The following is a 13,785-nucleotide window of genomic DNA, read 5'->3' as shown; positions in this document are numbered from 1 at the left end:
GGTACGGATCGGCGCAGTCAATGCAGGCAGAAAAGGTAAGGTTATCCGGTCCTGACCCTAGAGAAACGCTCCGAACGCATAGCCGGCAACAAACGCCAGAACCATGATGCCGATTGCAACGGGAAGCCGGATTTTATGCAGATCGGTTCCCGCAGCTATGGTGACGTTCGCCGCCGTTGCCGGCCGATTTTCGGCACACTCGGCAAGAGCTGCGGTTTCGGAGGCCGGTGTTTCGGACGGAACCTTGGCAATCGCGCTGTCCGTGTCGGAATGGATCTGCCCTGCGATCCGGGAAAGCCGCGCCGGGTTTGCATCTTCGCATGGGCGCCCTGTTTGTTCCGGGAGCGTGTCGGGAGAGGGGCTTGTTGATCCGATGCCGTTCCGCCTCACCTCGAAGACCGGCACGTAGCTTCCCTTGGGGATTTCAATCACGATCGGGTCTTTTTTCCCGCTGCCCGTATAATATTTGGTGAGCCGGCGCCTCAGCCGGGCGGCTTCCACCCTGACGATCGGATCGGTTACCGGATTGAAGGAAACGTCCCGCCCGAGGGCTTCGACAGCAATCGTGTAGCCCTTGATTTCGTCAAGCCGATCCTCAATCGCCTTGGACACCACGTAATTCAGGAATGAGCGGAGCTGGACGACGGAGCTGAATTCGGGGCTGTTGAGCACTTTGTGCAAGGCCAGCCGGACGTCATCACGGGAGACCTGGACCGGACCGGCAAGACCGGATTGTTCCCCGCCTGGCAGACGCCCGCCGGTTTCGCTTTCGCTCTCCCGCGGAAGCCGGGAATGTCGCCCGGCTGTCATCATGGCCTCCCCCTGCATTCTCTGACCAGTCGTGCATTCTATTGATGACTTACTAAATCAGGGTCGAAGATGTCGTAACGGAAGGTTAGCCAAGACATTGAAGATTGGGAAGCAAAAAAACAAGACCGCTAATGAGTCCCTCCGTTCCGCTCCCTCTGCCGGATGGCGGATAAATTTGCAGAATGTGAGGGAAACGGCATCGCATAACCGGGGACAACCGCGAAAATCCGCCCGGCGGGCTCTGGAAGAGATTCGGAAGCGGCCAATTCTTAAGGCATGATTAACGCTGAATTTGTGATTCGAGTTGAGAGCGTTTTGCGAACATGGGCCGCACGGCGACCATATTCATAGCGATATGCATGAGCGTGATTGCGCTTTCGGCGGCAGCCGTTCTGGTGTTCCAGTTCGGCAGGCCGTTCGGAGAAGCGGTGTCGCTTTCGCTCGCCTTGATGTGCACGATGATCATGTTCCATCTGCTCGTTGCCCGGGCGACGGACCGAAGCGCGGTCAGCGACACGGTAGACCGTCTGGAAGACCGGATGGTGGAACTCGACGAGGACGTCGGCAATCTGGAAGGGCGCCTGACCGGTGTCGAGCGCAACATCCCCCGGCGGACGCGTGAGGAAATCGATCCGCTGTTTGCCGAAGTGGAGGTTCTGGGCTCCCTGGTCAAGCAGATGGCCGAAGCCATGACCGACCTCGAAACGCGGTTCGAGGACCAGCAGCGCCTGGCGCCACCTCCTGCCGCGCCGGGGCTGCCCAACTACCAGACGTCTGCACCATCTTATGGCTCGCCCGGCATGTCCCGGCCGGCGTCGGGGGCAGGCGAGCATTATCAGTCTGCGATGTCACGCAGCGAACTGGGGATGAGGGCTACCGATTACGGCACGGGCGATGAATACGGCCGGCCCTACGGCACTTCCGGTCCTGACACAGCCTCGGGTTTTAGCCGGGAGGAACCGGCGTCGCGCCCTGCGTATCTTTCCCACGAGCAGGACTCCTACGAAGCGCCTGAACCTTCCGGAATTTTCAACGGCGCGGCCGAGCTCGGCGTGGCAGACGCCGGAAGGGCGGAGCCGCGGCCCGATCCGGCAATGCGTGAGCTGATTACCGCGGCCCTGAACGCAAACCGTGTCGAACTGCATTTGCAGCCGATCGTGACGCTGCCGCAGCGCCAGGTGAAATACTACGAGGCTTTCACCAGACTGCGCGACGCCCAGGGAGACCTGATCGCCGCAGCCACCTTCCTGCCCGAAGCCGTCCGGGCCGGGTTGATCGCGCGTATCGACAATCTGCTGCTGTTCCGGTCGATCCAGGTGATCCGCCGCCTCACGTCCCGAAACCGCAATGCCGCGCTCTTCTGTAATATCTCGTCCTCATCGCTGGTGGATGAGACCTTCTTTCCGGGCTTCCTGGATTTCGCGAGCGCCAACAAGAACATCGCCGACGTCCTTATTTTCGAATTTTCACAGGACGATGTTGCCAGAATGGGCGTGGTGGAAATGGAGAGCCTGAGCGCGCTTGCCGAAATCGGCTTCCACTTCTCCATCGACCGCATCACCGACATGAAGATGGACTTCAAGTCGCTTGCACAGCGTGGCTTCAAGTTTGCCAAGCTCCATGCCGATTACCTGATCGGTCGCCGGTCCGCGGACCACGGACACATCCATCCGTCCGATTTCGGCGATCTGCTGCATCGCTACGGCATGGAGCTGATCACGGACCACGTGGAGACCGAAAGCCAGGTGCTCGAACTCCTCGACTACGAGGTCAAGCTGGCCCAGGGCAACCTGTTCTCGCCGCCGCGTCCCGTGCGGGCGGAAGTCCTGCAGGGCACCCCGGCTCCGGCACCGCGCAAGCGGGCCGCCGGTTGAGCGGTTATCGCCCGATGCTCTGAGCCCCGGGTTCGGTCTTCAACTGACAATTGGAGTGGAGCCACGAGGCCGGTTGATCCGGTTCCAGGGGGACACGCCGGAAGCGTCATTTCCTCCTGAAACCGGATATTCAATCTGACCGTGAAAGGCTTTAGTCGGTCGCCGGTCCGACCGACACGACGGTGGGTTCCTTGCCCGCCAGCAGGCGTTGCGCCACCCGGTTCACATCGTCAAGGGTGACGGCTTCGATCTCGCTGTTGCGGCGGTCGAAGTAGTCGATCCCCAATCCGGCATTCTGCAGGGCGACGAGCTGGCTGGCGATCTTGCCCGAGGAATCGAAGCGCAGCGCATAGGAGCCGGTCAGATAGCGTTTTGCGCTGTCGAGTTCCGCCTGCGTCGGTCCCTTGGTGGCCATCCGGTCGACCTGCTGCAGAACGATTTTCAGGGATTCATCCGCCCGGTCGGCGCGGGTCGCCGTCGATCCGAGGAGCAGCCCCATGTGATCGTAAGGCGCAAGGGAGGTGTTGACGCCATAGGCCAGTCCGCGCTTTTCGCGGACTTCCTGATAGAGCCACGACGTGAAACTGCCGCCGCCCAGAATGTGGTTCATCACATAGGCCGCCTGGTAGTCCGGATCGTCCCGCTTCAATCCCGGCAGCCCGAACATCAGGGTCGTCTGCGGAACCTGCAGGGTCTTGGAAACGTGCAGTCCGGTCTTCGGCGTCACCTCCGGGATAGGCGACAGGTCGCCGTTTTCCGGCAGGTCGGCGAACACGCGGTCGAGCAGCGGCGCGAGCGTTTTCGCATCGATGGCCCCGACCACGCCGATTGTCAGGCCGGAGCGGGCAACAAGGCGTTTGTGTTGCTGGACCAGGTCCGCCGGTGTCAGTTTTTCAAGGCTTTCAGGGGTGCCGCCGGTCGGACGGGCGTAGGGGTGGTCGCCGAGCGCGGTCTCGATATAGGTGAGGGAAGCGATTGCATCGGGATCCTCCGCTTGCCGCTTCGCACTTGAAATCAATTGCGCTTTCATCCGGTCGACCGCTTCCGCATCGAAGCGGGGCTTCGTGAGGGCGATGTGCAACAGGTCGAAAGCTTCGTCCCGCGTCGGCGTCAGCGTACGCAGGTTGCCGTAGAGATGGTCCTTTGCGGCGTCGAAACTGATACTGACGGCAAGGTTTTCCAGGCGGGCCTGAAAGGCCTGTGACGGGAGATCTCCTGCGCCTTCATCGAGTGTTGCCGACAGGAGCCGGGTCAGGCCTTCCTGGCCTGCGGGGTCCTGGGCCGCTCCGCCCTTGAAGGAGAAATTGACGGCAATCAGCGGGATTGTGTGGTCTTCGACCAGCCATGCCTCGATGCCCCCAGGGCTGACCACCCTTTGAATTTCGACGGCCTGTGCCGGCAGAACGATGAGCAATGCCGAAAACAGGGCCAGGGAACCGGCGGCCAGGAAACGCAGTCGCTTTTCAAGAAAAACACGCATGGTTCAGGACTTTCCTTTCGCTTCTGCAGAGCCGGTATTCCCTGTCCGCGTTTCCTTGATCGGTTTGGCGTGCTTCAGCAGTCCTGTCACCGGGGCGTCCGAGAGATAGGTGCGCGCTGCGTCCTGCACGTCCTGTGCGGTGACGTCCTGAACCTGCTGCGGCCAGGTCTGCACGTTTTCCAGGGTTTGCCCCGTCGTCAGCGCGCTGCCGAATATCCGGGCAAGGCTCATCTGGCTGTCCTGGGCGTAAATGGCATCGGCGACCATGCTGTGCTTGGCCCGCTTCAATTCGTCTTCGGTGACGCCGTTTTCGATGAGCTTGTGCAGTTCCTCCTTGAAAAGAGCCTCGAGCTCGCCCAGGGAGTGCCCCGGGGCCGGCGTGCCGTAGATCCCGAACTTGCCCTGGTCCAGGGCGTCGCCCTGGTAGTAGCTTCCCGCATTGATGGCGATCTTGCTGCCGAGAACGGCGGACTTGTAGAGGCGGCTGGTCGGCCCTCCGCCGAGAATGTAGGACAGAACGTCGAAGGACACGGGGACGCGGCCTTCGCCGGTCGTCTGGCTCGGCACGATCCAGTTCTGGGACAGGCTTTCCTGACGGACGCGCGGATCGGAAACCGAAACCCGCCGTTCCCCCGTGAGATGCGGTTCGGCGGGACGGATCCGGGCGCCCGGTTCGGCCCGGCGCGGAACCTTGCCGTAGGTCTTTTCCGCGAGTGTGCGGACTTCATCGGCGGTCACGTCTCCGGCGACCACCAGCACCGCGTTGTTGGGCGTATAGAACCGGTCATAGAAGGCGATGACGGCCTTCCTGTTGAGAGCCTGGATTTCCTGCTCCCAGCCGATCACCGGCGAGCCGTAGGGGTGATTGACGAAGGTCGTCGCGTTCAGCGTTTCGCGCAGTTTCGACGCGGGTTCGCTGTCGACCCGCATCCGCCGCTCTTCCAGTACGACATCCCGTTCCGCGCCGATCATGTCATCGGTCAGCAGAAGGTTTTCCATGCGGTCCGCCTCCATTTCCATCACCAGGGGCAGATGCTCCTTTGCGACCCGCTGGAAATAGGCGGTGTAGTCGGTGGTGGTGAAGGCGTTTTCCTGACCGCCGATATCGGCGACCATTTTGGAAAAGGCGCCGTCAGGATGCTTGGCGGTGCCCTTGAACATGAGGTGTTCGAGGAAGTGCGCGACACCGGACTGGCCTTCCGGCTCGTCTGCGGATCCGGCCTTGTACCAGATCATGTGTGTGACCACCGGTGCCCTGTGGTCGGGGATGACCACGACTTCAAGGCCGTTATCGAGCGTGAAGTGACTGAGATTCGGTGCGATTTTCAGTGTTTCCGCCGGCTGGGCCGATGCGGCCGGCTCTGCCGCGTAGGCTGAAACGCCGGGCGAAAGGCTCAAAAGGCCGGCCAGGCACATCGCAAGTGCCGGTGATGTCAGGCGGTTTTGTCTTTTGGGAACTGCTTGTGTCTCGAAACAGGGCACATCCGTCTCCGGTTTTTATCGGTTCCGCAGGCCCTTCGCTTTGGAGGACCTGCACAGGCTCCACCTTCCCATATAGAGTGGTGGCCTGCGCCGGTCCCGTTAATTATTGGTCATATTGATCCAGCGGCTTGATTATAGCGAAATCTAGCGCTGATAGTCCTTGCACTTCAGGCTTCGGTTGCTGCCCGAGCAGGCGATTTCGCTGCTGACACGTTCGGTCGTGTTGTCGACTTCCGTGACTTCAGGCATCGGGGCACCGGCCGCAGGCGTGCTGTATTCGCTCGGCGGCTCGATCAGGTAACGGCGCTGGGACAGGGTGTCCTGTGTGCTTCCGGCCGCCTGTTTCTTCAACTCGCCGGCCGTCGTGTTCTGCTGCCGCATTTCCTCCGGGGTCATGCGGTCGCCGTCGTCCAGTTCAGCCTGGCGTTTTTCGGCAACAGGATCGCGCGACTTCGTGCTGTAGATGTTGATCCCGCGTGCCTGTTCCGGCGTCAGGCGCGAATTCTCGTTGCCGTCGCGTCCGCCGACACTCTTCTTTGCATAGAGCGCCTTGACCGCATCGAAGTCATCGTTCTTCTGGGCCGCCGGCCAGTTGTCGGACTGGGAGCCGGCGACCTTGGTCTCCGGCTTCGGAAGTGCGGTCGGTTCGGCAGGCATGGCCAGCGGTGCACGCGGCTTGTAATCAATCGGCTTTGCCTTCGGGTCGACGGCTCCAAGGCCGGACATCAGGGCGCTGACCATTGCGGTGTCGGGCGCCTGGGAAGTTCCGTCGGCGGCCTGGCATGCGGCCAGCGCGAAAAGGGCCAGAAGGGCGACCGGGCGTGAAAGCGTTTTCAAATACGTCCGCAGCACCGCAGACTCCTTGTTTTCGTCAAGGCGATTTGGCCGCGTACCTTCGGGCGCGCAGCCGGACTCAGCCTGATTTCCAGATCCGTCCGCCCAATAAAGACTCATTTTGCGGCTGAATTAGGACCGGTTTTCAAACCGTCATACAGCAGACCGCAAACTCCGGCAACGATCCATACGTCGGCGAAGTTAAAGACATACCACGAGAATTCGCCGACATGGAAATGGATGAAGTCGACGACGGCGCCGTAGACGAGCCGGTCGATGCCGTTGCCGATCGCACCGCTGATGACCAGAGCCAGGGCAAGGGCGAGGAAACGGTGCCCGGCGCGAACCGACCAGATCCACAGGCCTATGGCCGCAAGCAGGGTGGCAACCGCAAGACCCCAGCGCCCGATCGCGCTGTCCTGCTGGAACAGGCCATAGGAGATGCCCCGGTTCCACACGAGGGTCAGGTCCAGGACCGGAAGCAGCGGGACGGGGCCCCGTCCCGCAAGGTCGAAGCCGTGGAGAAGCCACAGCTTCGAGGCCTGGTCCAGCACCAGTCCGGCAAGGGCGACGACGAGAACGAAACCGCTCTGCCGCCCCCAGAACCAGCGGGCCGTCCATGAGGAGGAGCCCTGTGCGGCTTCGCCATCGGTCATGGGCGGCTCCACTGTCCTTCGCCGGGTTCGCGATCAGGCCGGCTGATGCGCCGCGTCCCACTCACGCAGGGCTGCCGCATCGCGAAGGGTCACGTCCGGGTAATCCGGATCGGAGCCGACTTCCGGCAGGATCTTCCACGAGCGGGCGCATTTCCGGCCCTCGGCGAGACCCGGCACGACGGCAACGCCCGGCGTGTCGTCCAGCGCGAAGGCGCCTTCGGGTGCCGGATCGGCACTCAGGGTCAGCTGGCTGGTGATGGCGATATCGGCCATGTCCTTGCCCTCAAGGGCTGCCATCAGCTCCGGATCGGTCACGTGGACGACCGGATGGGCTTCCAGGGACGACCCGATCCGCTTTTCGCGTCGCTCCACCTCGAGCGCACCGGTGATCACCCGGCGGACGGTACGGATCTTGGCCCATTTCGCAGCCAGCGCGTCGTCGCGCCAGTCGGCCGGCACGGCCGGGAACTGCTCCAGATGGACGGACGTGGCCTCGCCGTAACGGGACGTCCAGGTCTCTTCCATGGTGAAGGGCAGCATCGGCGCCATCCAGGTCACCAGGCAGTTGAACAGCTTGTCGATCACCTGGAGGGAGGCCTTGCGGCGCACCGAGGAGGCCGCGTCGCAGTAAAGCGCGTCCTTGCGGATGTCGAAATAAAACGCCGACAGTTCCACCGTCATGAACGTGAACAGGTGATGGAAGATGCGCTTGTAGTCGAAGTCCCAATAGGCCTTGCGCACCAGGGCGTCGAGTTCCGTCAGCCGGTGCAGCATCAGTCGCTCCAGCTCCGGCATGTCCGCAAGGGAAACCTCTTCGCCGGTCGCATGGCCGAGCGACCCCAGCATCCAGCGCAGGGTATTGCGCAGCTTGCGGTAGCTGTCGACGCTGGTCTTGATGATCTCCGGACCGATCCGCTGGTCTTCCGCATAGTCCGAGGAGGCCACCCACAGGCGCAGGATGTCGGCGCCGTACTGCTTGATGATGTCCTGCGGGAACACCTGGTTGCCGAGCGACTTGGACATCTTGCGTCCGTCCTCGGCCATGGTGAAGCCATGCGTCAAGACCGCGTCATAGGGCGCGTGGCCCCTTGTGCCGCAGCCTTCCAGCAGCGAGGAGTGGAACCAGCCGCGGTGCTGGTCGGACCCTTCCAGGTAGAGCACGTAGTCGTCGCCGCCGAGACCCTTGCGGTTCGGCATCAGGTCCTCGCGCTTTTCCAGGCAGAAGGCATGGGTGGAGCCGGAATCGAACCAGACGTCCAGAATGTCCGTGACCATGTTCCAGTCGTCGGCCTTGTGGTCGTTGCCCAGGAACCGTTCCTTGGCGCCGTCGGCAAACCAGGCATCGGCGCCCTCGGAGACGAAGGCGTCGTAGATGCGGGCGTTGACCGCCTCGTCTTTCAGGATCTCCGCGGTGTCCTTGTGGATGAACACGGTGATCGGCACGCCCCAGGCGCGCTGGCGCGACAGCACCCAGTCGGGCCGGTTCTCGATCATCGACCGCAACCGGTTCTGTCCGGAGGCGGGCACGAAGCGGGTGTTGTCGATCGCGTTCAGCGCACGGATGCGCAGCGTGTCGTCCTTGCCGTCGATGTCGCGGTCCATATAGACGAACCACTGCGGCGTGTTGCGGAAGATGATCGGCTTCTTCGACCTCCAGGAATGCGGATACTGGTGCTTCAGCCGGCCGAGGCCGATCAGGGTGCCGCTTTCCTTCAGCGCCTCGATCACCGCCTTGTTGGCCTTGCCCTTTTCCCCCTTGTGGGTGATCACCTGGTTACCTTCGAACCCCGGCGCATCCTTGGTGTAGAAGCCGTCGTCGGCGACGGTGAACGGGATCGCCGTGTCGATGCCGCGCGCTTCGAGTTCGCGGGCATGGGCCATCCAGATCTCGAAGTCGTCCGCGCCGTGGCCCGGTGCGGTGTGAACGAAGCCGGTACCGGCATCGTCGGTGACATGATCGCCGTCCAGAACCGGAACGTCGAACTGGTAGCCGCCCAGGTCCAGATCGCGGAACGGATGGGCAAGTGTCAGCGCGGCCAGTTCCTCCGGCGTCACGGCGCGCACATGCTCGTAGCGCTCCACCCGGGACTGTTCGAAGACGGCGCCGGCCAGAGCATCGGCCAGGATCAGCTTGTCGCCCTTCTGGACCCAGTTCTCCTCCGGCAGGTCGTCCTGGGTGACCTCGTAGAGGCCGTAATGGATTTTCGAGGAGAAGCAGACCGCGCGGTTGCCCGGGATCGTCCAGGGGGTCGTCGTCCAGATGACAACGGAGGCATCGAGCAACTCGTCCGCTTCCGTCTCGTTGGTGCCGCCTGCTTCGACCACCGGGAACTTCACCCAGATCGTGTCCGACTGGTAGTCGTGATATTCGATTTCCGCCTCGGCCAGCGCGGTCTTTTCCACCACGGACCACATCACCGGCTTGGACCCGCGGTACAGCTGGCCGGACATGGCGAACTTCATCAGTTCCCGGGCGATCACCGCCTCGCTCTCGAAGCGCATGGTGAGGTAGGGGTTCTCCCAGTCGCCCTCGATGCCGAGCCGCTTGAATTCCTCGCGCTGCACGCCGATCCAGTGCTCGGCGAATTCGCGGCATTCCTGTCGGAATTCGTTGACCGGAACCTCGTCCTTGTTCTTGCCCTTGGCGCGATACTGTTCCTCGATCTTCCATTCGATCGGCAGGCCGTGACAGTCCCAGCCCGGAACGTAGTTGGAGTCCCAGCCCGTCATCTGCATGGAGCGGGTGACGATGTCCTTTAGGGTCTTGTTCAGCGCGTGGCCGATGTGGATGTTGCCGTTGGCGTAGGGAGGACCGTCGTGGAGGATGAACTTGTTCCGGCCGGTGCTGGCCTCCCGGAGCTTCCTGTAAAGGTTCATCTCCTGCCAGCGCTGCAGGATTTCCGGCTCCTTCTTGGGCAGGCCGGCGCGCATGGGGAACTCGGTCTTGGGCAGGTTCAGCGTTTCTGAATAGTCGCGTTCAGGTGTCTCGGTCATCACGTATGGGATCCGGTCGGAGAGGCGCACGGCGGGTTCTTGAACTGGTCCCGTACGCGCTGCAACGGTCATTGTCGGCTGCACGGCAATCGGAAGATGCCGGCAATGGGAGATCTATCCCGGTCCTTGGGCGCCGCAGGAATGCGTCAGCCGAAGGCCGGGCCGGTAATTCGACGGTGCTGCAGCGGGGTGCAGTCTCTTGTGATCAAGTAATGCGAGCTAGGCATGCGCAGGACATAGCAGCACTTTGGCGATGAATAAAGTCATTCCGCGCATTGCCTTGCGCGATCGCGCGACGAGCCCGTATCAAATCGTTTCTTAACGCTCCTGCCGTAAGGAGGGCGAGGGATTTGGGAACGGATGGGACGATGATCGAGGCATTGAGGCAGGGGCGCTGGGCGACCCGTGACCGGCTGGTTCCGGCTGCGTTCATGGCGCTGGCGGGCTATCTCGTCGTCCTCGGCTATCTCTATATCTATCCGGGTCTCCTGACCGCCCCGGGCGGGACCGCCGTCGTCAACGACTTTCTCAGCTTCTGGGTCGCCGCGCGTGAAGCGGTGGGCGGATCACCCGCAACACCCTACAGAACCGAGGATTTCGCAGCCCTCCAGGCGGTCTATATCGGCGCGGGCCACTATTTCGCATTCTTCTATCCGCCGACATTCCTCCTGATGCTCCTGCCGCTTGGGCTTTTGGGCGGGCTCGCCGCCTACTGGGCCTTTCAGCTTGCCGCCGCCCTTGCTGCCGGATGGGCGTGCAGCCGGATCATGCGCCACTGGCACGGGTTCCTGTTGGCGGCCGCCTTGCCGACGAGCTTCAACACGTACTTCTATGGGCAGAATTCTCTACTGGCCGCGGCGTTTCTCGGCGCCGGGCTGGTCATGCTGGCTGAAGGGAAGGCAATCCTGGCCGGTGTCTTCATCGGCTTTATGACCTTCAAACCGCAACTGGGCGTGCTCATTCCCTTTGCGCTGATCGCAGGCGGATACTGGCGTACGATTTGGGCCGCGGCCTTGACGACGGTTCTCCTGGCCACTCTCAGCTGGCTTGTTTTCGGCACCGGCACCTGGGAGGCCTTTTTCGACCAGACCGCCTTCGCCCGGACGACCCTGAACCACGGCCTGGTCGATCTGCACAAGATGATCTCGGTCTACGCGGCCGCCAGGGAATTCGGCGCGCCGATCGAACTCGCCTACGGCCTGCAGATCCTGACGGCACTCGGAGCCCTGGTCACGGTCTGGCTGTCCTGGCGGGGCGGGGCGTCCTTTCCGGCAAAGGCCATCATTCTCGTCGCCGCCGGGTTGCTGGCGACGCCGTTTGCCCTTTCCTACGACCTCGCCCTTCTGGCGGTGGCGCTGGCCTTCCTGCTTCGCTGCGGGCAGAGCGAAAGCCTGCCGCCGTGGAACGCGACGCTTGCCCTTGGTGTCGTGCTGATGGCTGCGGTCACGCGTCTGGCCGGTGAGGTCGGTTTCCCGTTTCTCGGGCCGGTCCTGCTGGTGATCACGATCTGGATCGGCTGGCGCTGCGATGCAGGACAAAACGTCGGTAAGGCTAAAGCTTAGCGGCCGGTTCGGTTGCCCTGCGCTTGTTCAGCGCCCGCTCGCGCTGGGTGATGTAGAGCCCGCTGCCGACGATGAGCGCAATGCCGATCCACGTCGGCCCGTCCGGAAAATCGCCGAACACCAGGTAGCCGAACAGCGTTGCGCTGACGATCTCCAGATATTGCAGCGGGGCAAGCAGGGCCGCTTCGCCCCTTTGGAAAGCGGAGACCACCAGCCCGTGGCCGACGAAGGAAATCGCGCCGATGGCAAACAGAAAGCCGGTCTGGTTCAGGTCCGGAACCGCGAAGGCGTAATCCGGATCGCCCAGGAGGGTCCCGACCGCCAGGGCAACGCCTAAAACGATGCTTCCCGAAAGTCCCGCGCCGAACTGGATCGCCAGGAGGCCGTCCGTCCCCTTGTAAAGCCGGTTGACCAACAGGTAGCTGGCAAAGAAAGTCGCCGTCAGCACTGGCAACAGGCTCGCCGGGCCGATTTCCAGAAAACTCGGCCGCAGGATGATCAGCGCACCGGCAAGTCCGGTGAGAATGGCCGCGATCCGGCGCAGTCCGACCTTTTCCTTCAGGATCAGGGCGGCGAGGATCGTCAGGATCATCGGCTCCACGAAAAAGATCGAGATCGCGGTGGCAACCGGCATGTATTTGACGGCGGTGAAGAAACTCAGGACGGCCGCCGACAGCAGGATGCCGCGCAGGTAATTGACCCCGGGCCGCTTGCTGCGAAGGCCTTTCAGGTTCCAGGTCATAAGGGCGACGGCCAGGGAAATGAGGAGCTGGAACACGAACCGGCCGAAGGTGACCTCCAGCGGCGGAAGCGACAGGGAAAGGTACTTGGCGATGACGTCCATGATCGGAACGATCATCATGGCGCCGGACATCAGCGAAAGGGCGACGAGGTTGTTGTCCTGACCGGAACCGGACGCACTCGCCGGGGCGGTCATCTGTCGAACTCGAACAGGGTCAGGTCGACCGGCGAGATCGGCCGCAGCGAGGCGAGAGCTGCGCGTGCCTCCTCGCTGTCCCGGTCCATCTGGGCGATCAGCGCATCGATCGTTTCGAATTTCTCCTCGCTTCGCAGGAAGGAAACGAGATGGACCCGGAGCGTCTCGCCGTAGAGATCGCCCTTGAAGTCGAACAGGTACACTTCAAGCAGCGGTGCGCCGTTGTCGAAGGTCGGGCGGCGTCCGTAATTCGCCACGCCGTCAAAGACGCCTTTCGACGTCCTGACCCGGACCGCGTAGATCCCGTGCTTGAGCGGACAATGCGGATCGAGCTGCAGGTTTGCCGTCGGGTAGCCCAGGTCCCGGCCCCGCTTGTCGCCGTGGCGGACTTCGGCGTCGACGAACCAGCGGTAGCCGAGGAGACCGTTGGCAAGGGTCAGTTCGCCGTTTGCCAGGCATTCCCGGATCCGCGAGGAGGAAATGGTTTCTTCCGCTTCGTCCTGTTCCGCCTGAACGATGGTCACGCCGAAGCCGTGCGTCTGACCCGATGCCCGGAGAAAATCGGGCGTTCCGGCGCGGGCCTTTCCGAAGTGAAAGTCGTAGCCGGTCACCGCGTGGCTGATCCTCAGCCGGTCGATCAGGATGTCGCCGACAAAATCGGAGGCCTCGATACCGGCGAACTCGCGCGTGAACGGCAATATCAGGACGCCGTCCAGGCCGCAGGCGCGCAGGATATCCGCCTTCTGATCACGCGGCGTCAGGCGGAAGACGGGATTGTCCGGATTGAAGACCGTGCGAGGGTGCGGCTCGAAGGTCATGGCAAAAACCGGCACCCCGTCCTTGCGTCCTTCGGCAAGAGCGGCCTGCAGAACGGCCCGGTGCCCGCGGTGAACCCCGTCGAAATTGCCGATGGCAACCACGCCGCCCTTCAGCCGGTCGGGAAAAGCGTCGAGATCGGAAACGACCGAAAATTCAGCCGGGTTTGCAACGGACATTCACGGTACCTTCGTGGCCGGGCGGAACCGGCCTCATCCGGTTGCCCTCATATCAGGATATCTGAGCATCGCCCGATGCCGCGATTTCGGGCGCGCACAAGGGCAATGCGCGCTGGAAACTGCCGTCTCCGCCGCGAAAGGTCAAGCGCTGCCTGTCGCCG

The 13,785-nt window shown here is 62.7% G+C and carries 10 protein-coding genes; 2 read left to right on the top strand and 8 right to left on the bottom strand.

From position 1 onward, the window contains the following. Positions 1-57: 57 nt before the first annotated feature. The gene (locus tag HK439_RS07555; RefSeq protein ID WP_190290785.1) at positions 58-810 is read right to left on the bottom strand and encodes a hypothetical protein; all 753 of its coding nucleotides are present in this window, start codon (positions 808-810) and stop codon (positions 58-60) included. A gap of 359 nt (positions 811-1,169) precedes the next feature. On the opposite strand from HK439_RS07555, the gene HK439_RS07550 reads away from it, so the two are divergent. Beyond that, positions 1,170-2,684, top strand: a complete 1,515-nt coding sequence (locus HK439_RS07550) for an EAL domain-containing protein (protein ID WP_209011634.1) — start codon at positions 1,170-1,172, stop codon at positions 2,682-2,684. A gap of 151 nt (positions 2,685-2,835) precedes the next feature. Here the strand turns inward: HK439_RS07550 and HK439_RS07545 are convergent, their stop codons facing one another. The 5 genes from HK439_RS07545 to ileS all read right to left on the bottom strand — a co-directional run bounded on the left by HK439_RS07545 (position 2,836) and on the right by ileS (position 10,130). Next, positions 2,836-4,164, bottom strand: a complete 1,329-nt coding sequence (locus tag HK439_RS07545) for a M16 family metallopeptidase (protein ID WP_190290783.1) — start codon at positions 4,162-4,164, stop codon at positions 2,836-2,838. Positions 4,165-4,167: 3 nt separating this feature from the next. Next, complete coding sequence (locus HK439_RS07540; protein WP_190290782.1) at positions 4,168-5,580, bottom strand: M16 family metallopeptidase; 1,413 nt, start codon at positions 5,578-5,580, stop codon at positions 4,168-4,170. 210 nt (positions 5,581-5,790) lie between these two features. Then, positions 5,791-6,498, bottom strand: coding sequence for a hypothetical protein (locus HK439_RS07535; RefSeq protein WP_190290781.1), 708 nt, complete (start codon positions 6,496-6,498; stop codon positions 5,791-5,793). 98 nt (positions 6,499-6,596) lie between these two features. After that, the gene (gene lspA / locus HK439_RS07530) at positions 6,597-7,136 is read right to left on the bottom strand and encodes a signal peptidase II (RefSeq protein ID WP_190290780.1); all 540 of its coding nucleotides are present in this window, start codon (positions 7,134-7,136) and stop codon (positions 6,597-6,599) included. Positions 7,137-7,169: 33 nt separating this feature from the next. Then, the gene (gene ileS / locus HK439_RS07525; protein WP_190290779.1) at positions 7,170-10,130 is read right to left on the bottom strand and encodes an isoleucine--tRNA ligase; all 2,961 of its coding nucleotides are present in this window, start codon (positions 10,128-10,130) and stop codon (positions 7,170-7,172) included. A gap of 368 nt (positions 10,131-10,498) precedes the next feature. Between ileS and HK439_RS07520 the strand changes: the two genes are divergently transcribed. Continuing rightward, the gene (locus HK439_RS07520) at positions 10,499-11,692 is read left to right on the top strand and encodes a glycosyltransferase family 87 protein (protein ID WP_190290778.1); all 1,194 of its coding nucleotides are present in this window, start codon (positions 10,499-10,501) and stop codon (positions 11,690-11,692) included. Here HK439_RS07520 and HK439_RS07515 read toward each other — a convergent pair. Then, positions 11,682-12,629 (bottom strand): DMT family transporter, encoded by a 948-nt coding sequence (locus HK439_RS07515; RefSeq protein ID WP_190290777.1) that lies wholly within the window; start codon positions 12,627-12,629, stop codon positions 11,682-11,684. The two genes, HK439_RS07520 and HK439_RS07515, sit on opposite strands and share 11 nt — an antisense overlap. After that, a complete protein-coding gene (locus HK439_RS07510) occupies positions 12,626-13,624 on the bottom strand; it encodes a bifunctional riboflavin kinase/FAD synthetase (protein ID WP_190290776.1) in 999 nt (332 codons plus the stop codon). The genes HK439_RS07515 and HK439_RS07510 overlap by 4 nt, the downstream gene beginning before the upstream one ends. Between the last annotated feature and the right edge of the window lie 161 nt (positions 13,625-13,785).

This window comes from Roseibium aggregatum (genome assembly GCF_014692675.1).
GTDB classification, from domain to species: Bacteria; Pseudomonadota; Alphaproteobacteria; order Rhizobiales; family Stappiaceae; genus Roseibium; species Roseibium aggregatum_C.
This window is presented reverse-complemented; position numbering and strand designations above follow the sequence as displayed.